At 42.4% G+C, this 24,756-nt stretch carries 14 protein-coding genes; all 14 read left to right on the top strand.

The annotated features are described in order from the left end of the window. The first annotated feature begins 24 nt into the window (after window positions 1-24). The 14 genes from NXV01_RS03060 to NXV01_RS02995 all read left to right on the top strand — a co-directional run bounded on the left by NXV01_RS03060 (window position 25) and on the right by NXV01_RS02995 (window position 24,748). Complete coding sequence (locus tag NXV01_RS03060; protein ID WP_254883708.1) at window positions 25-1,326, top strand: SusE domain-containing protein; 1,302 nt, start codon at window positions 25-27, stop codon at window positions 1,324-1,326. A 72-nt stretch (window positions 1,327-1,398) separates the two neighbouring features. Next, window positions 1,399-2,970 carry a DUF4832 domain-containing protein gene (locus tag NXV01_RS03055; protein ID WP_217720932.1) on the top strand — a complete coding sequence of 524 codons (1,572 nt, stop codon included), beginning with the start codon at window positions 1,399-1,401 and terminating at the stop codon, window positions 2,968-2,970. Between the two features lie 22 nt (window positions 2,971-2,992). Continuing rightward, complete coding sequence (locus tag NXV01_RS03050; RefSeq protein ID WP_229128606.1) at window positions 2,993-4,546, top strand: DUF4832 domain-containing protein; 1,554 nt, start codon at window positions 2,993-2,995, stop codon at window positions 4,544-4,546. Window positions 4,547-4,800: 254 nt separating this feature from the next. Then, entirely contained in the window at window positions 4,801-6,858 is a 2,058-nt protein-coding gene (locus tag NXV01_RS03045) for an alpha-galactosidase (RefSeq protein WP_259021683.1), read from the top strand. A gap of 138 nt (window positions 6,859-6,996) precedes the next feature. Beyond that, window positions 6,997-8,790, top strand: coding sequence for a glycoside hydrolase family 2 protein (locus NXV01_RS03040; protein ID WP_217720933.1), 1,794 nt, complete (start codon window positions 6,997-6,999; stop codon window positions 8,788-8,790). A gap of 101 nt (window positions 8,791-8,891) precedes the next feature. Continuing rightward, window positions 8,892-11,621: a sugar-binding domain-containing protein gene (locus tag NXV01_RS03035; RefSeq protein ID WP_259021682.1), complete on the top strand. Its 2,730-nt coding sequence runs from the start codon at window positions 8,892-8,894 to the stop codon at window positions 11,619-11,621. Between the two features lie 7 nt (window positions 11,622-11,628). Further along, window positions 11,629-12,393, top strand: a complete 765-nt coding sequence (locus NXV01_RS03030; protein WP_229128605.1) for a hypothetical protein — start codon at window positions 11,629-11,631, stop codon at window positions 12,391-12,393. Between the two features lie 15 nt (window positions 12,394-12,408). After that, window positions 12,409-14,619, top strand: coding sequence for a glycoside hydrolase family 3 N-terminal domain-containing protein (locus NXV01_RS03025; RefSeq protein ID WP_195649404.1), 2,211 nt, complete (start codon window positions 12,409-12,411; stop codon window positions 14,617-14,619). Window positions 14,620-14,634: 15 nt separating this feature from the next. Next, window positions 14,635-15,747 carry a glycoside hydrolase family 105 protein gene (locus tag NXV01_RS03020; protein WP_195649351.1) on the top strand — a complete coding sequence of 371 codons (1,113 nt, stop codon included), beginning with the start codon at window positions 14,635-14,637 and terminating at the stop codon, window positions 15,745-15,747. 498 nt (window positions 15,748-16,245) lie between these two features. Beyond that, entirely contained in the window at window positions 16,246-16,788 is a 543-nt protein-coding gene (locus NXV01_RS03015; RefSeq protein ID WP_195649350.1) for an RNA polymerase sigma factor, read from the top strand. 145 nt (window positions 16,789-16,933) lie between these two features. Then, the gene (locus NXV01_RS03010) at window positions 16,934-17,860 is read left to right on the top strand and encodes a FecR family protein (RefSeq protein ID WP_195649349.1); all 927 of its coding nucleotides are present in this window, start codon (window positions 16,934-16,936) and stop codon (window positions 17,858-17,860) included. A gap of 146 nt (window positions 17,861-18,006) precedes the next feature. Beyond that, a complete protein-coding gene (locus NXV01_RS03005) occupies window positions 18,007-19,563 on the top strand; it encodes a DUF4832 domain-containing protein (protein WP_309569293.1) in 1,557 nt (518 codons plus the stop codon). 56 nt (window positions 19,564-19,619) lie between these two features. Then, entirely contained in the window at window positions 19,620-23,009 is a 3,390-nt protein-coding gene (locus NXV01_RS03000; RefSeq protein ID WP_004302517.1) for a TonB-dependent receptor, read from the top strand. 17 nt (window positions 23,010-23,026) lie between these two features. After that, complete coding sequence (locus NXV01_RS02995; RefSeq protein ID WP_004302516.1) at window positions 23,027-24,748, top strand: RagB/SusD family nutrient uptake outer membrane protein; 1,722 nt, start codon at window positions 23,027-23,029, stop codon at window positions 24,746-24,748. Window positions 24,749-24,756 lie beyond the last annotated feature (8 nt).

Here is a 24,756-nt window from a genome sequence, read left to right as displayed (position 1 = left end):
AACACTATAAAATCAATAAGAAATATGAGAAACAAATTATTTTATAAATATCTGTCATTGGTAGTACTGTTTATCCTTGGCGGATGTAAGGAGGAGAAGGAAGCAGACTTGACGTGGCTCATCAACCCTGGTGAGAAAATGGAACTGACTGTTTCGGCTACGGATATAGAACTGGACAGAGACAAGCCGAATAATGTGGCACTGAGTTTTGAGTGGACGCCTGCTCGTGAGATGCCCGAAGAATATGTTCTCTCTTATGTGACCAAGATAGATATCGAAGGACATGAGTTTGAGAGTTGTGTGCGTGTTGATGAGGACTATGGGGTGTTCAATAAGAGTTATACCACTGAAGAACTGCAAATGTTGCTGGTGGATAAGTGGGGGCAGAATTACTCCAAAGTAGTGCCTGTGCAGTTCCGTGTCATTGCAAAGTGGGAGGGTGGTCCTCGTTATGCAATGCCCGAAGTGCGTACTGTTACTGTAAATGTACGTCCTTATCGTCCGTTGGTGTGGGAAGCTGATCGTATTGTTCTCTCCGGTACTTCTACCGACAATGACAAGTTGGTAATGAGTAAGACAGTAGAGAATGAATTCCAGTATGCATTTGTACAAGATTTGGTACAAGGTGAGATAGGGATCACTTTAGAAACTGAGCAAGGTGATACTTATATTCAGTTGGCAGAAGGTGTTGATAATTGGGTAGACGGTGAAGAGGTAGATGTTGTATTGGGAGATGAGCCTGCGATGTTGAACTTGCCTAAGGATGGAGAATATCGTGTAATATTGAATACAGAAACCCGGAAACTGAAAATCTACTCACCGGATAAGAAGCTGGAACCATATAAGGCGCACTTTGTGGATAAACTGGATGGATGGCATGATGTGGAGGTTACTAATCTTTGGGCATATGGTGACATTACTAAGTGGGGTAATGACCTAAAGGGCGGCGGCTTCAAACCGAGTTTGGCCGATCCGCAACTGCTTGTCGGCAAGATTTCATGGACTTCTGCCTGGGGAGGCGGTTCGGATAAAAAAGAAAACGGTAAGTTCGTTCTTGATGTCCCGCATTTCGAAGGCGGTTACCCCGGTGGTCCTCATTTCTCATGGTGTCTTGTTCCTGTAATTCCTGATGATATACTTGCATTGGATCAGAGTGATAGCCGATGGAAATACAAGCAAGAACTGAAGCTGAACACTTGGACACCTATCCATGCGGAAAGTGAGGCCCGTGAGCAGTATCGTGAGGCTATGTTCACATGGTATATGAGACCATTGCTGACTATCGTCGACTTAAGAAATATGCGAATATACATGAGCGAATATTAAAGTCATTTATTGAAGAGGGTGTGCTTGCCCTGTTTTTAGGGCGGCATATCCTCCTTTTTAAAGAATAACTATATGAGAATGAACTGTAAACGAATAATGATGCCTTTGGGCGTGTTGCTTTTCGGGGCTATGGTAGCAATTGCTTGCTCGAATAGCGAAAGTGAGACGGAAAATACTGGTGATGGAGATTTGCTTGCTGAGAATGTCACGGTGCGGATTAACCCTAATAAGACACGTGTTCTTCGGAATCCTTTGAATGGCTGGGTGCTGTATTTGGCTCGTGAGAAAAACGAGACATTTTGGGAAGAAAGAGGCTACGACCATATGTATGTGCCCGATTTGGCAAAATACGTGAAGGTCTCTGATTACGCCTCCTCCTGCTACTTGCGTACGAATTGGAAGACACTGGAACCCCAAAAGGGAAAATATGCCTGGGACGATCCTAACTCTGATATCTCACGCATCATTAAAAGTGTACATGATAGGGGGTTACGTATTGCTTTTCGTGTACTGGTAGATGGACGTGACCAGACGCAGAACACACCAGAATTTGTGTTCGACGATGGTTGCAAATGGTATAATAACGAAAATAATAAGTGTCCGTATCCTGATGATAAAGTATTTCAGAAACACTATGAAGATTTTGTCGAAGCTTTTGGACGCCAATATGATGACCCCGATAAGGTGGACTTTATTGATGGTTACGGATTGGGTAAATGGGGAGAGTCGCATGCTATGGTTTATGCCAACAATGAGAACAAGTTTCCGGTAATGGAATGGATTACTGCATTGTATGCACGTTGTTTCACGAAAGTGCCCTTGGTGATTAACTATCATCGTATGCTGGGGGATACCTACCAGGATTCATGGCAAGAGACAGTGCCGCCTGATGCAGAACCGTTACTGAATATAGCCATCAATAACGGATACATCCTGCGTCACGACGCTTTTGGAATGAGCGGTTATTACAAGGATTGGGAGAAAAGCATTGCTCGAAAATGGAGATATAAGCTTCCTATCATTATGGAAGGTGGATGGGTTACCGACACGCATCGTTATTGGTATTTTGATGATGCCTATCGTTATCGGGAAGGTCATCCTGAAGATGTCCGTAAAGGAGAGTTTGAAGATTCCATGCTGGAATGTGTCAATACGATGGACTTCCGTTTGGGAGAAACAGAATCATGGTTTGAAAAAGCTTTCTCTTATGTGCAGCGCTTTATAGCGGAAGGGGGATATCGCCTCTATCCGGATATGGTTTCTTTGCCTGTCTCGGTAAATGGTGGTCAGGATGTCACTATTGTTCATCGCTGGCGCAACATGGGCTGGGGATATTGTCCTACTAATATCAAGGCTTGGAATCAGAAGTATAAAGTGGCTTTTGCATTGCTGAATGATAATAATGAAGTGAAAAAGATATTTGTGGACGAGCAAAGCGACTTGTCTACTTGGCTGAAGGAAGCTCCGACCACCTATACTACCAAATTGAGTATGAAAGGCGTTTCCGTAGGTGCTTATTCATGGGCTGTAGGTCTGGTAGACGTAACCAAGGACAATGAGATCGGACTTGAAATGGCAGTGAATCAGGATGATAATCTGTTGAATTCCGGCTGGTTGAAGTTGAAGACCATTACGGTGAATTAAGTAAAACATGTAGAAGAAAAGTATGATGAAAGGTAAAATGAAAGTTGGATTTCTTGTATCTATATTTCTTGGCTCGATGGCGCTTCAAGCCGCCAATTTGGGTGATGGGAAGCCTGCCAGTGCTTTGAAAGAAAACTTAGCGAGGGATAACAAGATCATAAGAATAGAACCTGATAGGCAACGCCTGTTGCGCAATCCGCAGACCGGATGGGTGCTCTATGCTACCCCCGGTGTGAAAGAAGACTTCTGGGAGAAGTGCGACCATATGCAGGTGCCCGGTGTGGGAACGGTAAAGGTGTCCGATTATGCCCATACCCTTTATATCCGTACCAGTTGGAAGAAATTGAATCCTAAAGAGAATGTTTACGGATGGAATACGGATCCCATGTTGAAAATGTTGATTGAGGGAGCACGTGCAAGAAATATGCGTCTTGCTTTCCGGGTAGTTGTAGACAGTCGTGACAAAGGTTACGATTTTACTCCCGATTTCGTACGGAAAGCCGGTACAAAGGGTTTTGTGTGGAGAGGAAGATGGTCACCTTATCCCGATGATCCTATCTTCCAGAAATATTATGAAAAGTTTGTCTGGGCACTGGCTAAAGATTTCGGCAATCCGGAGGAAGTAGACTTCATTGATGGAACGGGTTTAGGTAAATGGGGCGAATATCACACTACACTTTATTCTACGGGAGATGAAATGCCCCGGAAACCTGTACTCGACTGGTTGTCGGATCTGTATCTGAAAGCATTCAAGAATGTTCCGGTTGTCATCAATTACCACCGCTTTGTAGGTGCCGGTAAGGACTGGGATGATAACAAGTATGACCTTGACAGTGAGTTTCTGCTTGATGATGTAGTTGAAAAAGGATATTCTTTGCGTCATGACGCTTTCGGTATGGGGTTGTATTATGGTGAATGGGAACGTGACTTTGCCAAGAAATATTTTGGTGTTCGCCCCATACTAATGGAAGGCGGATGGATTACAGGCAAAATCCACAGTTTTTGGGTTGACCCCCGCAATTATCGGAAAGGACACCCTGAAGATGTGCGTCAGGGAGAATTTGATGATAGTAAAGAGGCGCGTGTCAATATGATGGACTTCCGTGTAGGTGAAACGGAATCATGGTTTCACAATACATTCCCGCTTGTGCAGCAGTTTATTTCGGAAGGTGGTTATCGCCTCTATCCGGATATGATTTCCGTACCTACAGATGTAGTGAAGAATCAGAAACTTCGGATTATACATCGCTGGAACAACCTTGGCTGGGGATATTGCCCTACCAATATCCCGCAGTGGAACCAGAAATATAAAGTGGCTTTTGCACTGATGGACAGTCAAAACAGAGTGCAGAAAGTGTTTGTTGACAAACAGACAGACCTGTCTAAATGGATGCAGGGCATTCCTGCGGTATACACTTTTGACTTGTGTCTCAAGGGGGTAGTCCCAGGAAACTATTATTGGGCAGTGGGACTTGTCGATACGACCAAGGATAATACGATTGGCTTGGAAATGGCTGTGCCGGAAAACTTATTAAGTGCCGGGTGGGCTAAGTTGCAAGAAGTTACCGTGAGGTAATTCATCCGTATAGTCAATCTTACATCTTTAATTTTTAAGAAGTCAATGGAAGAAAGTTACACTTTCTATAAGTGTATCTTTTCTTCGGCTTCTTCAGTTCAAACACAATAACAACGAATGATATCATGAAGAAACTAATGACTATTCTGTTATTGGTTATACCTCACTATATATGTTACTGATCTATTTAATGAGGCACATGAGCACTTGTCCGTCCCGCGTGCCTTAAAGAAATACTAATAACTTAATGAACCATGAAAAGACTATTTGCAACTTTGGTTGTTGCCTCTACTATATATTCGCTCTACGCACGGGAGACTTGTTATAGCGAGTTGAAGGGAGATACATTAGCGATTGGAAATGAGTGTATCGAACGAAAATTTATTTGGAATGACGGTAATCTTATCACCTATAGTTTGAGCGATAAGGTAAACCGGAAAACAACTTTTACAGTAAAGCAAGCACCGGACTTTTTTATTTCCAGGGATATCCGGAAAGTTTCCAACGGGGCTTATTGTGTAGAAAAGGTTGCTGCGACCGATATTCATCCGGCTTACTTGAAGACGACAGTAACATTTTCTTTGGGAGGATTGGATATACAAAGGATTTATCGCATATATGACGGTTGTCCGGCTATAGCATGCGACACTTATCTGCGAGGGACTGTTAACAGTCTTTTGGGCGGACGGGAAGAAAATGCGGCTGACCGGAAAAACATTGAGTTCGTTGAAGACATGAAATCCAAATCCGTTACGGCTATTCTCGACCAATTGTATCTCAAAGGACAGCACTGGCATGCTAAAGCTGTTGAGTTTTGGGATGTGACGGACTGGAATAATAATCTGTTGGCTGAAAGAGATATTATTGCTTATCGTAAGAATAATTACCGTGGAAATTTGCTTTTTGTGCGAAACGGAGAAGACGGTAACGGCTTTTTCTTTCTGAAGGAATCTCCTTGTTCGAGTGTTCAGTTGGCCTATAAAAACGTTGATTTTATAGCAGAATTTGGAAAGTTCATGGTTACAGGACTAGGAATTACCGAAAAGGATATTCAGAAAGAGGAATGGACAAAAACATACAGTTGTGTTACAGGGGTATATGGTGAAGGTGAATTGCAGGCACTGACAGCTCTTCGCAATTATCAGAAGAATATTCGCCGTCACTTTCGGGATCGTGATGAAATGATTATGATGAATACTTGGGGAGACCGTAGTCAGGATACTAAAGTCAATGAGGCGTTTTGTCTGCAAGAGTTAGAGCGTGCAGCTAAATTGGGAATCACTCATTTTCAGATAGATGATGGATGGCAGGTGGGCAAAAGTCCGAACTCTGCGGTGGCCAAAGGTTCCTTTAATAATATTTGGGATAACAAGGACTATTGGAAACCAGACCCTGTGAAGTATCCTCACGGGCTGGTTCCTATCGTAAAGAAAGGAAAAAAACTAGGTATTGAGATTGGCTTGTGGTTTAACCCAAGTGTGCAGAATGACTTTGCTGATTGGGAGAAAGATGCTGAAACATTGATAGGTTTGTATCATAAATATGGTATTCGTATTTTTAAGATTGACGGATTGACTATTCCTACCAAAAAGGCAGAGATTAATCTCCGCAACCTGTTCGATAAAGTCTTGGCACAAACCGATAATAAAGTCATGTTCAATCTGGATGTAACGGCCAGTCGGCGGGGAGGTTATCATATGTTCAATGAATATGGAAATATCTTTTTGGAGAACCGTTATACGGATTGGCAGAATTACTATCCTTACTGGACGCTTCGTAATCTGTGGATGCTGTCTAAATATGTTCCGGCAGAGAAACTTCAAATTGAGTTTTTGAACAACTGGAGAAATATCAAAAAATACGGAGATGATCCATTTGCTCCTGGTCGATATTCTTTCGAATATTTGTTTGCAACCACTATGGCAGGGCAACCATTGGCTTGGTTTGAGGCTTCAAACTTGCCGGAAGAAGCATTGGGCATTAAAGATTTAATCGAGAAGTACAAAACTGTGCAATATGATTTCCATCAAGGAACCATTTTGCCAATTGGCGATGAACCTTCAGGTCGATCTTGGACTGGATTTCAATCTATTTGTCAGCCAAAGAATGGTTATCTTCTTATTTACAGGGAAAATAATGACCGGGAGGAGACATGGATAGAAACTTGGTTGCCTGAAGGTGCTGAAGTGGTATGCACTCCGGTGTTGGGGAATGGGAAGAGGATAGCAACTACTGTGGATAGGAAAGGAGCCATCAAAGTCTCTCTACCAGAGAGTAATGACTTTATGATGTATCGGTATGAGATAAGATAGTTATCCTGTTCGCTGTATCTATAGATCTAGCGTATTGGGCATATATATTCAACACGCTGGGCATATAGATCCAATAAGTCGGGTACAAATAGCTAATAGCTACGAAAATAAATGTTAACTTCATAAACAGATAAATTAATGCAAATCAGTAAAAAGACAATCGTGTGTATGTTGCTATTTATTCTTTTTGCAGGGAATATGGTAGCTCAAAATTTGATGACTAATGTATATGGCCGGGATATTCGTTCCTTAAATGGTAAATGGAATGCCATCATTGATTTATATGACCAGGGGCGGGGAATGAAGGTATATAGGAATCAAAGTCCTAAGGGTGCCACTGATTTCTATGAATATTCTTTTAAAGGAGGATTGCGGTTGAATGTTCCCGGAGATTGGAATTCACAAATGCCGGAACTTAAATACTACGAAGGAACCGTGTGGTATGCACGCCATTTTGATGCTAAACGGTTGGTGGATAAGCGTCAGTTCCTTTATTTTGGAGCTGTCAGCTATCGTTGCCGCGTTTATCTGAATGGAACGGAAATCGGTAGTCATGAAGGGGGATTTACTCCTTTTCAGATAGAAGTGACAGACCTGCTGAATGAAGGCGATAATTTCATTGTGGTTGAGGTGAATAATCGTCGTACAAAAGATGCCATTCCCGCCATGTCATTTGACTGGTGGAACTATGGTGGTGTCACACGTGATGTATTATTGGTTACTACTCCACAAACATATCTGGAAGATTATTTCATCCAATTGGATAAGGAATCTCCCAATCAGATTATTGCTAAAGTACATCTTTCAGATAAGAAGCCGGGTGAGAAGATTACCATTGCTATTCCAGAACTGAAAACAAGCATTGATATGCAGACTGATGCAGAAGGAAAGGCAGAAGGAAAGTTCAACGTGAAGAAGTTACAACGTTGGTCACCGGAGAATCCCAAACTCTATGAAGTAATAATTTCCTCTGCTGGTGATTGTGTAAAAGAGCAGATCGGTTTTCGCAATATCACGGTGAAAGGAACAGATATTTATTTGAATGGTAAGCCGGCATTCATGTGCAGCATTTCTTTTCATGAAGAAATCCCCCAACGTATGGGACGTGCATTTTCCGAAGCTGATGCAGCTATGCTGCTTGATGAGGCGAAAGCACTTGGTGTGAATATGATCCGTCTTGCACACTACCCGCAGAATGAATACACGGTTCGGCTGGCCGAAAAAATGGGTTTTATCCTCTGGCAAGAAATACCTATTTGGCAAGGAATTGATTTTATTGATAATAATACTCGCAAGAAAGCTCAAAGGATGCTGACGGAAATGATTAAACGCGATCAGAACAGGTGTGCTGTCGGATATTGGGGGATTGCAAATGAGACACAGCCATCTAAAGAAAGGAATGAATTCCTTACCTCACTTTTGGAGACAGGTAAGAAATTGGATACAACCCGTTTGTATGTAGCAGCTTTCGACTTGGTGCGCTTTAACCGTGAAAAAAAATGTTTCGTGATGGAAGATTCATTTACTTCACAGTTGGATGTTGTGGCAGTCAATAAATATATGGGTTGGTATCATCCTTGGCCAATCGAGCCGGAAAATGCTGCCTGGAAAGTGATACCGGACAAACCGCTGATTATATCCGAATTTGGTGGCGAAGCATTATACGGACAGTCGGGAGATGAGAATGTGGCAAGTTCATGGAGTGAAGAATATCAGGCTCGGCTTTATAGAGACAACATCCGTATGTTTGATAATATACCAAATCTTCGAGGCGTATCACCCTGGATTTTATTTGATTTCCGCTCCCCGTTCCGTTTCCATCCGACCAATCAGGATGGTTGGAATCGGAAAGGCTTAATCTCGGATCAGGGGATGCGCAAGAAAGCGTGGTACTTGATGAAGGATTATTATAAAACAAAAGCTGGTGAGTAGAAAACTAGTTATGATGTCGGCTGGTAACTAGTCGTGTTATCAGGTACTGGCTATCATATTGCTCACCAACATTTGGAAAAAGACCATTAATAGATATTTATATGAGAAACAAGTTGATAGAATTAGCTTTTATTGCATTTGCGATGGTAGTTCAATTATTACCGATGAAGGCGCAGACGCAAGAGATAGACTTATCCGGTAAGTGGGGATTTCAGACAGATGTGATGGATTTCCGGCGTGGCTCGCTGGATGTTCGTTATATGCATCGTTTGCAAGAATCAATTGTATTGCCGGGGATCACGGATGATTATAAGATAGGTTACAAATCTCCTTATCGCCATATCGATCGTTTGACACGTGTGTATGAGTATATGGGGCCGGCTTGGTATCAACGTGAAATCATTATTCCGGAAGAATGGAAAGGGAAACGTATTTTCATGTACTTTGAACGGACACATTGGTTAAGTTCCATTTATGTAGACACGAAGGAAGTTAGTAAGATTGATTATGTCAGTGTACCTCACAATCATGAATTGACGGATTTTGTGAAACCGGGTAAGGCGCACCTTTTTACAGTATGTATTGATAATCGTTATCAGTACGATACGCACAAATGGGATCATGCCCATTCCGAATTTACGCAAATTAACTGGAATGGCATACTGGGTGAAATGAAGTTGATGGCTATAGACCCTGTATATATTGAAGATATGCAGTTATATCCGAATGTAGCAGACCGTTCGGTGAAAGTAAAAATGAAGATATTGAATCATACTCATAAACCGGTTACCGGGAAAGCTACTTTTACAATCTCCGGCAATCAGTATGATTTGAATAAAGAGATGGCAGTCAGTGGTAATGATTCTGTTTTTTATGTGGAAGATGTGATTGCATTAGGGAAAAATATTCAGTTGTGGGATGAATTTACCCCCAATCTTTATACCTTGCAGTGCAAGTTGGCTACGACTGCCGATAATGAAAACTATCAGCATTGTAAATCCACCATTTTTGGTATGCGTGAGATAGCGGTGGATAAAGATAAAATTTATCTCAACGGTCACCGGATACATTTACGCGGTACGGTAGAGAACGCTGTATTTCCTAAAACTGGGTATGCCCCGGTAGATGATGCTTCCTGGGAACGTGTATTGACTATTTTGAAGGACTATGGAATGAACCACATGCGTTTTCATTCCTGGTGTCCGCCTGCGGCTGCGTTCAGGGTAGCTGATAAATTGGGAGTTTACCTGGAAGTAGAAATGCCGATGTGGGGAAAAGATGCTGAACCGGATGAGGCCCGTTACAATTTCTTTCGTCGTGAGCAGAAAGCCATACTGAAGGAGTATGGCAATCACCCTTCTTTTGTACTTTATTGTAATGGTAATGAGATTACCGGAAACTTTGACTTTATTGAGGAACTTACTCATTATGGACGGACAAATGACAGCCGCAGATTATACAGCGGTTCGACAGCCCGTACCCGCGTCAAGTCCGACCAATTCTATATTACTCATCAGACAACCAAAGGGCATATGGCTATTTATGAAGGAAGACCATATACTGATTGGGATAAAAATAAAGAATTAGGTATTGACGTACCTGTGATTTCCCATGAGTCGGGACAACGTTGCATCTATCCTAATTTTAAAGAAATACCTAATTTTACAGGTCCTGTGCAGGCGCGTAATTTTGAAGTGTATCGTGACTCGTTGGAGGCACATGGGATGCTGGATCAGGCTGATGATTTCTATCAGGTTTCCGGTGCGCAAACCGTACTTGAATATAAAGATGTGATTGAAGCCCAGCTACGTACCTGGTTGAAGTCAGGTTTCCAACTTTTGTCAATTAATGATTTTACAGGGCAGGGGTATGCTCCTGTTGGTATTCTCGATCCTTTCTGGAATTCCAAAGGATTAATTACGCCAGAGAAATTCAGGGAATTCTGTGCGCCGACTGTTGCTTTGCTACGTTTTCCGCAACGTTCGTATTACAATGACGAAGTGTTCACGGGAAAAGCGGAAATCTATAATTATAGCCTTTCTACTCTAAAAAATGCCAAGTTTAAATGGTGGGTGACAGATAAAGATGGAAAAGTATTGAAAAGCGGAAAACTAAAGACACAGAATATCGGTAATAATGGTGTTTTTCCTGCAGGAGAATTTCGTTATGCACTAAATGGCATCGCTGCTCCTCAAAAGTTGACTGTCCATTTGTCAGTTAATCATACAATAAATAATAGCTGGGACATTTGGGTATATCCTCGCCGGGACCTGAAAGAATTGATGCAATCTACAGCAGATGTTCTCTATACAACGGTTTTTGATGCTAAGGCTAAACGGTTCCTTGAAGAAGGGAAGAAAGTTGTTTTATGTCCGATGCCGGCCAAAGTGAAAGGGCGTAGTTCTAATTTTCATAATCATTTCTGGAATCCTATCATGTTCAAGTGGAAACCGATGACATTGGGTTGTCTGATTCATACAGACAAGGGCATGTTTGATGATTTCGTCACGGAAAAACATCTCGATTGGCAGTGGTGGGATATCCTGGCACATGCTAAAGTAATTGAGATGGACGAGGCACCACGCCAGTTACGTCCGTTTATTCAAGTGATAGATAGTTATGAGACCAACCACAAATTGGGAATTGGTTTTGAGGCTAAAGTAGGAAACGGAAAGCTAGTGGTATTGGCGTTAGATACGAAGAAAGAAATGGAGAAACGTCCCGCTACTCAACAGCTGTTGGTTAGTATCGATCGTTATGTAAAGAGTGATCGCTTCAGCCCGCAGGTGAAGGTAGAGGAATCATTTATAGAATCATTCTTAAGAAAATAGAGAAAGGATGAAAAGTTTTAGTTTAATTCTAGGTCTGTTATTTATGACATCTGTATCAGCACAGGAAATACAGATGTCGGAGACGGCTTCTTTGGAACAAATTTACGGAGAAGTGCAGGAAGCACAGGAATTGTTGCCAATGAATGAATTGGGGATAGAGTTTGGATACGCTCTTTATGAAACAACGGTCACGGCAGGAGAGAAGAATCCCGTGTTAGCATTGGAAAATGTAAGGGACTATGCTTCTGTGTATGTAGACGGAAGGTTGCAGGGATGGATAACCGAAGAGAAAAAAACAATCGCCCTACAAATGTCTGCAGGTGAACACACCTTGCAGTTGTATGCGGAAAATATCGGTCGTATTACCTATGGACCGGAGATACTGGATAACTCCAAAGGGCTTTTTGGCAGCATAACTTTGTCAGGCACGGAAATCGAGAATTGGAAAATGATTCCTTTGGCGGTACGTGAATGTTCGGTCGGTGAACTGACTTTCACTCCACAGGCGAACGGTGGTATCCCTTGTTTCTATAAAGGATTATTTACGGTAGAGACGCCTGCAGAAACATATTTGGATGTTTCTGGCTGGGGAATGGGGGAAGTATGGGTGAATGGGCATTATGCGGGTTCTTACTGGGAACAGAATGCGCAGCAATCCATACAACTACCGGCAGATATATTGCAAAAGGGAACAAACTCTTTGATCGTTTTTGAACTGAAAAGTAACGGCAAACGCATTATGCGCTTGTCTGATAAAGCCATATTTAATTAAATGAAAGAAGTAATGATGACAAAAAGGTTTGTAGTGTGCGGGTTGTGCCTTTGTATAATGCTTTGTACACTTGAAGCAAAGAAAGAAAAGTCTCCTGTATATAAGAATGCAAATGCTCCGACAGAGAAGCGTGTGGAGGATTTACTCTTGCGCATGACAATGGAGGAGAAGGTACTTCAACTAAGTCAGTACGTTGCGGGACGGAATACGAATGCGAACAACATTGGTGAAGAAGTGAAGAATATTCCGGCGGAAATCGGTGCACTTCTTTATTATAGTACCAGCCCCCGTCTGCGTAACGATATACAGAAAAAGGCGATGGAAGAATCTCGATTAGGTATACCTGTCCTGTTTGGGCATGATGTGATTCATGGATTCCGTACGGTTTATCCGATTTCCATTGCACAGGCTTGTTCGTGGAATCCGGCTTTGGTGGAGAAGGCTTGTGCTATGGCTGCCAAAGAAGCACGCCTGGCTGGATTGGATTGGACGTTTTCACCGATGATTGATGTGGCACGTGATCCTCGTTGGGGACGTGTTTCCGAGGGATATGGGGAAGATCCGTATACGAACGGGGTCTTTGCTGTAGCTTCCGTGAAAGGGTATCAGGGCGATGACTTGGCAGATGGAGAGCATATTGCTGCTTGCCTGAAGCACTATATCGGTTATGGAGCTTCGGAGGCGGGGCGTGACTATGTGTACACGGAAATCTCTTCGCAGACTCTTTGGGATACCTACATGCTTCCCTATGAAATGGGAGTAAAGGCGGGGGCTGCTACCCTGATGAGTGGCTTCCACGATATCAGTGGTGTACCTGCCTCTGCCAATCATTATACGATGCGAGAGGTGTTGAAAGGTCGTTGGAATTATGACGGATTTGTAGTTTCAGACTGGGGATCCGTTGTTCAGCTGATTTCTCAAGGAGCTGCCGCTAATCTGAAAGAAGCTAGTGAAAAAGCAATAATGGCAGGTGTGGATATGGACATGATGTCTCGTGGATATGACAAATACCTGATTGAATTGGTGAAGGAAGGCAAGGTGCCGGTAGAGGTGGTGAATGATGCCGTTCGCCGTATACTCCGTCTGAAGTTCAGATTGGGTTTGTTTGAAAACCCTTATATCAGAGAGACTACAGAGAAAGAGCGCTTTTTACAGCCGGAAGACATAAGGTTGGCGGAGAAACTGGCAGAAGAGTCTTTTGTATTGCTCAAGAATAGGGAGAATCGGTTGCCATTGCCGGTGGATACGAGGGTTGCGGTGATTGGCCCCTTGGGTAAAAATCGCTGGAACTTATTGGGGTCTTGGACGGCTCACGGTAAAGATGGTGATGTGATAGGAATTTATGATGGACTAGAATTAGAATTAAAGGATAAATCGCAATTGCTGTATGCCAAAGGATGTGAATTTGAAGGCAATGATGAATCCGGCTTTGCCGAAGCTGTCGCTACGGCAAAGGAGGCGGATGTAATCCTGCTCTGTTTAGGTGAAAAGCGGAACTGGAGCGGAGAGAATGCTTCGCGTGCCTCTATTGCCTTGCCGAAAATACAGGAAAAGTTGGCCATGGAGTTGAAGAAGACAGGCAAACCGATTGTACTGCTTCTGTCGAGCGGACGTCCTTTGGAACTCTGCCGTCTGGATCCGGTTTGCGATGCTATTATCGAAATCTGGCAACCGGGCATTGCTGGCGGTAGACCGCTTGCGGGTATTCTTATGGGGAGAATCAATCCTTCCGGTAAGTTGCCTATTACTTTCCCTTATACTGCTGGGCAGATTCCTATTTATTATAATCGGCGTCAGAGTGCCCGTCCTCACCAAGGCAAATATCAGGATGTTACAATTGAACCGCTTTATGAGTTTGGGCATGGATTGAGTTACACTACCTTTGAGTATGGTGATCTCAAAGCCTCTGCTACTCAACTATGTCCGGGAGATAAGCTAACTGTAGAAGTACTAGTGACCAATACTGGTGATAGAGACGGTATGGAGACTGTTCATTGGTTCATTACGGATCCTTATTCTACAATTACTCGTCCGGTGAAAGAATTGAAATACTTTGAGAAGCGAATGCTGAAGGCAGGTGAGACTGGAATATTCAAGTTCGAAGTGGATTTGTTGCACGATCTGGGTTTTGTGGATGGAGATGGCAGACGTTTTTTTGAATCGGGTACATATTACATACAAGTGAAGGATAAGAAAGTAAAGGTAGAAGTAGCTACTGAATCATAAACTAATGAATATATAATGAAGAAATTTTTTTTATTGGGAACTTCTCTGATATGTGTTGCTTTGATAATGGCAGCAGAAGTTCCTTTTCAAAAAGCAGAGATCAAATCTATCATGCGAAAGGTTGCAGATTGGCAGATTGCCAATCCACATCCTGCCCCTGAGCATGAAGACCTGAACTGGCCGCAAGGTGCTCTTTATGTCGGCATGATCGATTGGGCTGAATTGGCCGAAAAAGAAGACAATGATGACAGTTATTATAAATGGCTGACTCATATTGGCCGCCGGAATTGCTGGCAGCCGGATAAACGGTTTTATCATGCTGATGACGTTGCTGTATCACAGTCTTTTTTGGATCTATATCGCAAATACAAAAATGAATCAATGATTATCCCTACGCTGGCTCGCACGGAATGGATTATTGATCATCCATCTAATGGTAGTTTCAAATTGGTGGATGGCGACTTGAAGACTTTGGAACGCTGGACTTGGTGCGATGCCCTCTTTATGGCTCCTCCTGTATATGCCAAGCTGTATATGTTGACTGGTGATAAGAAGTATATCAAGTTTATGAATCGCGAGTATAAAGCGACTTATGATTATCTGTTCGACAAAGAGGAAAACCTGTTTTATCGTGACTGGCGGTATTTTGGGAAACGCGAGGCCAATGGGAAGAAAGTCTTTTGGGGGCGTGGTAACGGCTGGGTACTTGGTGGTTTAGTTGAAATACTGAAAGAGCTTCCTAAGAAGGATAAGAACCGTAAATTTTATGAGGAATTGTTTGTGAAACTGGCTACACGAGTTGGGGGGCTGCAACATCCTGATGGCTTTTGGCATGCAAGTTTGTTAGATCCTGCTTCTTATCCTTCACCGGAGACAAGTTGTACAACATTTATAGTTTATGCTATTGCTTATGGTATTAATGAAGGGCTATTGGATAGAGAAACTTATCTTCCAGTGATGATAAAAGGATGGAAAGCTCTTATTTCAGCAGTGGAACCCAATGGAAAGTTAGGTTATGTGCAGCAAATTGGTGCTGATCCAAAGAAAGTAACCCGTGACATGACGGAGGTTTATGGAGTAGGTGCTTTCTTGATGGCAGGTAATGAAATTTACAAGATGGCGAAATGATTTATTTCTATATAAAAAGGAAATTGTATCAAAACTGAAAATACCCACTCTATAAAGTTCAGATTGTAATTATTGAGTATAGAAGAACCATATCAAACCCTGTTTTTGAGTGTTGATATGGTTCTTCTTATTGTTGGAAAAGAATAATCTCATAGAAAACATACTAAAATTAGAAATAATCAGTAAAACGAATATTTTCGTGGCATAAATATTTCTGTGTTTCCTTATTTTCAATACATTTGCGGCATGCATGAATTTATTTCATCATACCTGTGTAATTGAAAAAATATCGCGATAGCTTAATGGATAGAATCTTGATGAAATAAGCTTTTTAGGGAATGGTCAGGTAACTCCACATTAATTTTAATATTTGTTGAAAGATAAGTCGTTTTAAAATGTGCATTAATCGATTGAAAATGTTAATTTAGTATAACGATACCTATATAATACATGAAGTTTAGGTGTCAATATATAAAGTAGTAATCTAATATATCTTAAATGGAAGACCTGGAAAGAGAACTTTTGTTGATATCGAAAGGGGATGAACTGGCCTTTAATAGTTTCATGAATCGATACTCGAGAAGACTATACTATCATGCCTTTGGTATTCTTAGTAAGAAAGAAATGGCTGAAGAGGTGGTGAGTGATGTCTTCCTTGAAGTGTGGAGACTACGTAGGACACTTTTGGAAATTGTTAGCATGTCGAGCTGGTTGAATACGATTGTTTATCGAAAATCAATTTCTTATTTACGGAAAGAGATCAAAAGTAATCAAGAAATATCTTTTGAGGAACTCCAAGATTTCTCTTTCCCTGATATGCAGAGTCCAATGGACGACATGCTTTCACGTGAAGAAATGCAATGTTTGAATGAAGCGATTAAAAGTTTACCGCCTAAATGTAAGCACGTATTCTTTTTGGCAAAACTAGAACAAATACCTTATGCAGAGATTGCGCATATGTTGCAAATTTCGCTTCCTACTGTGAATTATCATATAGGATATGCTATGAATGCCTTGAAAAAGAAACTTGTGAATGGGTGATTTGAAAAAAAAGAGCCCTGAAAGAAAAAAGTTGAATTTAAACCTATAGATAAATCTAACCTCTGCGTCTTTATAAGTAGAAAGGAACTTCTAAGGTAAAGATTGTAAAAGGGAAAAGATTTTGAAAGGATAAAAAGAATTGAAAATGGATAAAGATATTAATGATTATACATATGGGGATTTGCCGGGTGACCTCAAGTTGAAGTCGTTTATGGAGCATAGTACTCCGGTAGAGATAGATATTTCTGCTATTAAGAAAAAGGCTTTCCTGAAAATACATCAACAAGAACGTAAACGCAAACGGCGACGCATTTTGATGTATGTTGCCTCGACGGCTGCTATGTTGCTTCTTTTAATAGGTGTTAGATATATAGTTGCAGAGGATGCAATGGACGGTTTACCCCGTGCGGAAGTTATGGAATTAATGGCTGATGTATACGATGAGGAGGTGGAAGTGCCTACTGGTGAAAAAATGACGTTGATGTTAGCTGACGGCACTAAGATTATAGCCAATTCCCGTACTATTGTTCGTTATCCCAAACGTTTTGAGGGCGATTGCCGTGAGATATACGTGAAGGGTGAAGCCTACTTTGATGTGGCACACGATGCAGAACATCCATTTTTGGTTTATTCGGATAATTTTAGGGTGAAGGTACTCGGAACAAAGTTTAATGTGAACAATTACGATGCTTCGGATTCGCAAGTGGTATTGGTTCAAGGATCGGTAGAATTGAAAACGGCAAACAATGATCGGGTTCGTATGAAACCAAATGAATTGGTGAATTTGCAAGAGGGGAGTTTCGCCGAAAAACGAACAGTGAATACTGATGAATACACTTGCTGGATGCAGGGTATGATTAACCTTGATGGCGAAAGTGTAGAGTCCGTGGCTCAACGACTCAGCCATTATTATGGGGTGACAATTATGTTTGACGACGGGATGTCGGCAGATAGATTTTACGGCAGGTTAGTGCTTAGTGATCATGTGAATGAAACCTTACATGCCATTGAAACCATGACCCAAACTCGTATGGAAATTCATGGTGATACGATCTACTTAGTGAAGGAATAACTGCTTTTTTTATCGGTTTTTCCCGGATTAAATAATTACATAGGAACTTATTGTCAACCAATTTGTAATGCCTTTATAGCAAGGTAGAGGAGACTTATATGCCTTCTCGTAAGGAGAAACAATGCTTTTTAATACCATTGGAAAATATGAAAAAATACACTTTGTTACGTACATTTATGCTTTTTATGCCCGTTTTAATACACTGTGGATGGGTTTCAGCGCATACGCAATCAGCTATGCTTAAAGAAGCGAAGGCACTTGGTCAAACAGTATATTTTGAGCCTGATACTACTTCTGTACTCAAAAATCCCCTAACAGGTTGGGTGATGTATTTGGGACGTGCATGGGATGAAAACTTTTGGCAAACTCACCATTATGATGCTATGCCCGTAAATGGTGGGGATTCCACTGTTCGCGTGAGCGATTACGCCGGTACATGTTACATTCGCATCAATTGGAATATGCTTGAGAGTAAAGAGGGAGATTATGTATGGAACGATCCGGACTCACGTATCTATAAATTGCTTGCTTCGGTGCGTGAACGTGGTATGCGACTGGCTTTCCGTATCAATGTAGACAGCCGCGACCAAGGACAGAACACACCTCTTTATGTGAAGGAAGCCGGTGCGAAAGGTTTTCAAGATCCTAATAATCCCCAAATATGGTCGCCTTATCCTGACGATGCTGTGTTTCAACAGAAATACGAAAAGTTCCTTCAAGCCTTTGCTGTTGCTTTTGACGATCCCGATAAAGTAGATTTTATTGATGCTTATGGGCTTGGTAAATGGGGAGAAGCACATGGCGTGAAGTATAATAACTATTCAAATAAAGTAGAAGTATTCGAATGGATTACCGATACCTATGCAAAAGCTTTCAAACGTGTACCATTGGTGATAAACTACCATCGTTTGGTGGGAGATACCATCAGCTGGGCAGAACCACACCCTGATAGTAAAAGATTGCTCGAAAGAGCCATTGCCAAAGGATACACCATTCGTCACGACGCTTTTGGCATGACTGGTTACTACGAACAGTGGGAAAAAGATTTTGCCCGTGCTTACCGCTTTCGCTTGCCCATCATTATGGAGGGAGGATGGATTACCGGAGCGCACCACCGTTACTGGATTGATCCTAGTGGCAAGTATCGCCAGGGGCATTCGGAAGATGTGCGGTGGGGCGAGTACGAAGAAAGCCGTAATGCCCATGTCAATATGATGGATCTTCGCATTGGTGATGAAGTAGCCTCGTGGTTTAATAGCTCTTTCGATTTGGTGAAGCGTTTCGAACGTGAGGGAGGATACCGGCTCTATCCCACTGAGGTCAGTTTTGTAAATAAAGCCCGTTCAGGCGAGCGTGTGAGCGTGCAACACAATTGGCGCAATCTGGGTTGGGGATACTGTCCTACCAATATTCCTCAATGGAAAGGAAAATATAAAGTCTGCATCGCTTTGATGGATGACAATCATAACATTGTGAAAAAACAGCTTGCAGATGAGGCTGATCTCTCAACTTGGGTACAAGGGCGTGATGGTCATTATACCACAACTGTCAATTTGGATGGACTTCAAAAGGGAAACTACACTTGGCTTATTGGTTTGGTTGATACAACCAAAGCATGCCAGCCGGGCTTGAAAATGGCGGTCGACAAGAATCTTTTATTTGAGGGATGGTGCAAAGTCGGTAAACTTAAAATCAACAACTAACTGGTAGATTACTCATAAATCGTTATGCAATAAATATTAATTATTAATCTTATATTATGAATCGAAAAACAATCACAACTACGGTGGTAAGCTTAGCAAAAGCTTTCTGTTTGGCTGGACTACTGTCTGTGCCCGCTTATTCTAGCGCGTCGACTGTTTCGTTCGAAAAGGTAAATGGGATGTATATCCTTAAAGCCGAAGATTCGACAGTGAAACAAGTGTTCGACTACATTGAAAAACATAGCCAATATGTTTTTGTCTATGATCAACCTGTAAAAGATCGTCTCAACAACAAAGTGAACATCGAATTGAAAGGAAAGTCGATCGATGCTATTTTGACGGAAGTATGTCGGCTAGCTGATTTGAAATATACCATTCAGAACCGTCAAGTAACCATCACTGCTAATCCTTCTAAAAAGGCTACTACTCAAGTGAAAAAGGCGAAGCGCATCTCTGGTCAGGTAGTCGATGCAACTGATCTACCGATGATTGGTGCTACGGTTCGTGTGAAAGGTAGTGATGCAGCTACTATCACCGACCTTGATGGTAAGTTTCAGATAGACGTTCCCGAGGGTAGCGAATTACTCATTAGCTATGTGGGCTTTGTGGATAAAATCGTGCGGATAGATAGCAAAAATATGTATGCCATAGTAATGGAAGAAGCTAGCAGAGCGCTCAACGAAGTAGTTGTTATCGGTTACGGTGTGGTAAAGAAGAAAGACCTTACCGGTGCGGTGGCAGCCGTGAAGGGAGAAGAGCTGGTGAACAAGCGTACAGCCATGCTTTCCAATGCATTGCAAGGATCACTCTCGGGTGTGATGGTGACGCGTAATAGCTCTGCTCCCGGTGCAGGAGCCGCCTCTATTCGTGTGCGTGGTATTACCACTATGGGTGAATCGAGCCCGTTAGTGATTGTAGACGGGGTGCAGAGTTCGCTCGACTATGTGAATTCTAATGATGTAGAGAGCATATCTGTATTGAAAGATGCTGCGGCTGCCAGTATCTATGGCTCGAAAGCTGCTGCTGGTGTTATCTTAGTTACTACCAAGCGCGGTAACGATACCGGTAAAATCAATCTGAAATATAATGCTGAATTTGGTTGGGAAATTCCTACCAAACAACCTAGTATGGTGGGAGTCACTCGTTACTTGGAGATGAGCAACGAGTTGAAATACAACGATAACCCTACTGGTGGTTTTTTCCAAGAATATACGGCTGACAAAACCAAGAATTGGGTGAAGTATAATGCTACTGATCCGAACAACTACCCCATTACCGATTGGACTGATCTGATTTTGAAGTCAAGTGCTCCCCGTATGACTCATACTCTCTCTGTATCAGGCGGTAACAAAGCGGTAAAGTCGGTAGCTACCCTTTCGTATGACGAAGTAGACGGTCTTTATGACGGTCGTGGTTTCCAACGCTACATGTTCCGTTCGAACAACGACTTTAATATCAATGATAAACTTAGTGCTCAAATAGACGTAAATATCCGTCATGCTAAGAGTACTGCCACAAACTATGACCCTTTTGATACCATGCGTAAAATGCCCGCCATTTACCCCGCAACTTGGGATGATGGTCGTTTAGCTTCGGGTAAGAGTGGTGCAAATCCTTATGGATTGCTTGTAGCCGGTGGTAATTCGGTAGCTCATAGTACGCAGGTGGCAGGTAAAGGTTCGCTAACCTTCAAGCCTATCAAGGGACTAAGCATCTCGGGTATCGTATCTCCTTTTATCAACTATCAAAAGAAGAAAGCGTTTAAAAACTCATGTGGATACACCTTGCCCGATGATCCCGAAACCTTTGGTGGTTATTTCGACTCTGGGAGCACTTGGACTACCAATTCGCTCACAGAAACTCGTAACGATGATTATAATGTCACTAGCCAGGCAATTGCCAATTATATGGGAACCTTTGGCAGTCATAATCTCACAGTAATGGCCGGTTTCGAAAACTACTATATGAAGAGCGAAAGTCTCGGTGCTGCGCGCGATAAATATGAACTGACCGGTTATCCTTACCTCAATATCGGTTCGGAAGATTTCCAAACCAATAGCGGTACAGGTTCAGAGTATACTTCGAACTCTGTTTTTGGCCGTGTTATTTATTCGTATGCCGATCGTTACCTGTTCCAGGCTAACGTACGTCACGATGGTAGTTCACGTTTTGCCAAAGGTTATCGTTGGGGTACTTTCCCTTCATTTTCAGCTGGTTGGGTAGCGAGTGAAGAGAAGTTCATGAAGAACCTCAAATGGGATTGGCTTTCATTCTTGAAGTTACGTGGTTCATGGGGTATGTTAGGTAACGAACGTATCGGCAGCAACTACTTCCCCTACATTGCTTTGATGAGTTTTGGTAATTCACTTTTCTATATGGCTGATGGAAGTGTAGTTTCTGATAAAACTGCTCGTCCTGCTGTGTTGGCTGTAGAAGATATTACTTGGGAAACGACTACCAGTACTGACTTAGGTCTGGATGTCAACTTTTTGAACAACCGTCTGCAGTTTCATTTCGATTACTATTGGAAAGAGACCAAGGACATGTTGCTGAATATCGAAATCCCTTATTTTATGGGATATAACAACCCTAGTACGAATGCAGGTAAGATGTCTACTCATGGTTATGATATTGAAGTGGCATGGAACGACCAGATAGGGGATTTTAAGTATGGTGTAAATGTGAATTTCTCCGACTTCCTTTCAAAGATTGATTATATGAATGATGGTGAGCAAATCAGCGGTGGTAAGATTAAACGTGCCGGCGTGCTCTTCAATGAATTCTATGGTTATGTGTGCGAGGGCATCTATCAAACTCAAGAAGAAGTGAACAACTCGGCTCGCACTAGTACTACCGTTACAGTTGGTGACTTGAAGTATCGTGACATCAGTGGTCCCGATGGTGTACCCGATGGCGTAATCAGTCCCGAATACGACCGTGTACCTTTGGGTAACTCACTGCCTCGTTTCCAGTATGGTGGTAGCCTTAACGCTTCGTACAAAGGCATTGACTTCAGTCTTGCTTTCCAAGGCATCGGCAAGCAAAATTCTTACCTCTCTACTTCTATGGTACAACCTTTGCGTGATAACTATGGTAACGTACCAGCCATTCTCGAGGGTAAATATTGGAGTCCTTTCAATACTACTGAAGAGAATTTAGCAGCCAAGTATCCGCGCCTTTCGAATGTGTCGAAGAGCAATAACTATGCTACCTCTAACTTCTGGATGTTCAACGGTTCATACTTCCGTTTGAAGAATATCACATTAGGTTATACCCTGCCTAAGAGTTGGACACAAAAAGCCGGTATAAACCGTGCCCGCTTCTATGTGAGTGGTAGTGACCTCTTCTGTTTGAGCAATTTCCCTAGTGGTTGGGATCCTGAAATGGGTACATCGGATTATCCTATTACCACCTCTTTAGTAATGGGTATACAAGTTAACTTTTAAATAAATAGGAATAGAATATGAAAACAAAGATATTATTAGCCGGAATGTGCCTGAGTCTTGCTGCTTGCGAGAGCATGGACTTGGTACCCAAATCGCAAGGCAATACCGAGTCTTGGTACACATCCGAAACAGAATTGCGTTTGGCTTCCAATGATTTCTATATTTTAGGTTATTGGCAAGAACCTCTTAGCTCATCCGAACAATGGTCGGACAACACAACCTATCGTCAGACGAACCGTAACCCGGGAAGTGGTGGAACCGTGCTTGATGGAACCCTGAACGGCCAGCAGTATGAAGTATATGCTTTGTGGCAGCAATCATTCAAACTTATTGCCCGTACCAACACAATGCTCGAAAATATTCACAAGGCAAAGGGTGCTGTGACCGAGGAAGTTTATAATCGCTATGCCGGTGAGGCTTATTTCTGTCGTGCCTGCAAATATGCTGAACTGATCTTCTTTTATGGTGATGTGCCCTATCAGGAAGAGACTATAACCATTTCCGAAGCTTTGCAACGTGGTCGCAGACCTAAAGCGGAAGTGATTCCTTTGGTGTATGCTGATTTCGATAAAGCCATTGCCGGTTTGCCTGAAAGCTATGGAAAAGACGAAAATATCCATCCTACCAAAGGAGCAGCCCTGGCTATGAAAGCGCGCTTTGCCCTCTATATGGGTGATTATGAGATAGCTGCACAAGCCGCCAAAGCTTGTATGGATCTTAAACTCTATTCTTTGGAACCTGACTATGCTAAACTTTTCAAGCAGAGCACCAAACTGAATGACGAGAAAGTGTTTGTGATACCTCGCTCCATTGAAAACGAAGTGATGCTCGATTCCTGGATTGTGAAGAACGGTCTTCCTCGTAATGCCGGAGGATATGGCTCATACAATCCCTCATGGGACCTCTTGGCCTCATATCTCTGTACTGACGGGCTACCTATTGACGAATCACCGTTGTTTGATCCTCGCAAGCCTTTCAAGAACCGTGACCCGCGTTGTACAATGACCATCGTTGAATTCAATACCGAGCACTGTGGTTTCGAATACGACCCCAGTCCTGCAGCTAAAACTGTAATGAACTATACCACAGGTAAGACACAAAGCAACCAAGATACCCGTATCGTGAATCAATATAGTTCATATACAGGATTGTTGTGGAAGAAAGGTATTGATGCTACGTGGACAGTAGACCAAAAGGTAGAACAAGACTATATCATAATGCGCTATGCTGACGTACTGTTGATTTATGCTGAAGCCATGATAGAACAGAACCTGATTGACGACAGCGTGCTGAAAGCCATTAATATGGTACGTGCTCGTGCTTATGGTGTGAATGTAACAGCTACTGATAGTTATCCTGCCGTGACCACTACCAACCAAACCGAACTGCGACGTGCCCTGCGTATAGAGCGCCGCATGGAGTTTGCTATGGAGAACCAACGCCTGCAAGACTTGATGCGCTGGAAATTGGCAGGAAAAGCATTGAATGGTTACAATTACATCATGCTTATTGACCCCACAGAATTGCTGAACAATATCGTGAACAAGAACCTCTGGTTCTGGGGAATGACTCCGCAAATCGACGAAGATGGTTTAGCAGACTTTGCAGCTCTCTTTAATGCCGGTTATTGTTCGCAGGGTGCTAAACGCATCTTCCCCGAACGCGAATATTTGTGGCCGCTGCCTACACATGATGTGGAGTTGTGTCCCAACTTGTTACCCAACAATCCGGGTTATTAATCCTATAA

It is taken from the genome of Bacteroides sp. BFG-606 (assembly GCF_024788145.1).
GTDB lineage: Bacteria > Bacteroidota > Bacteroidia > Bacteroidales > Bacteroidaceae > Bacteroides > Bacteroides vicugnae.
The sequence above is the reverse complement of the archived record's forward strand: the minus strand, read 5'-3'. Positions and strand labels throughout refer to the sequence as shown.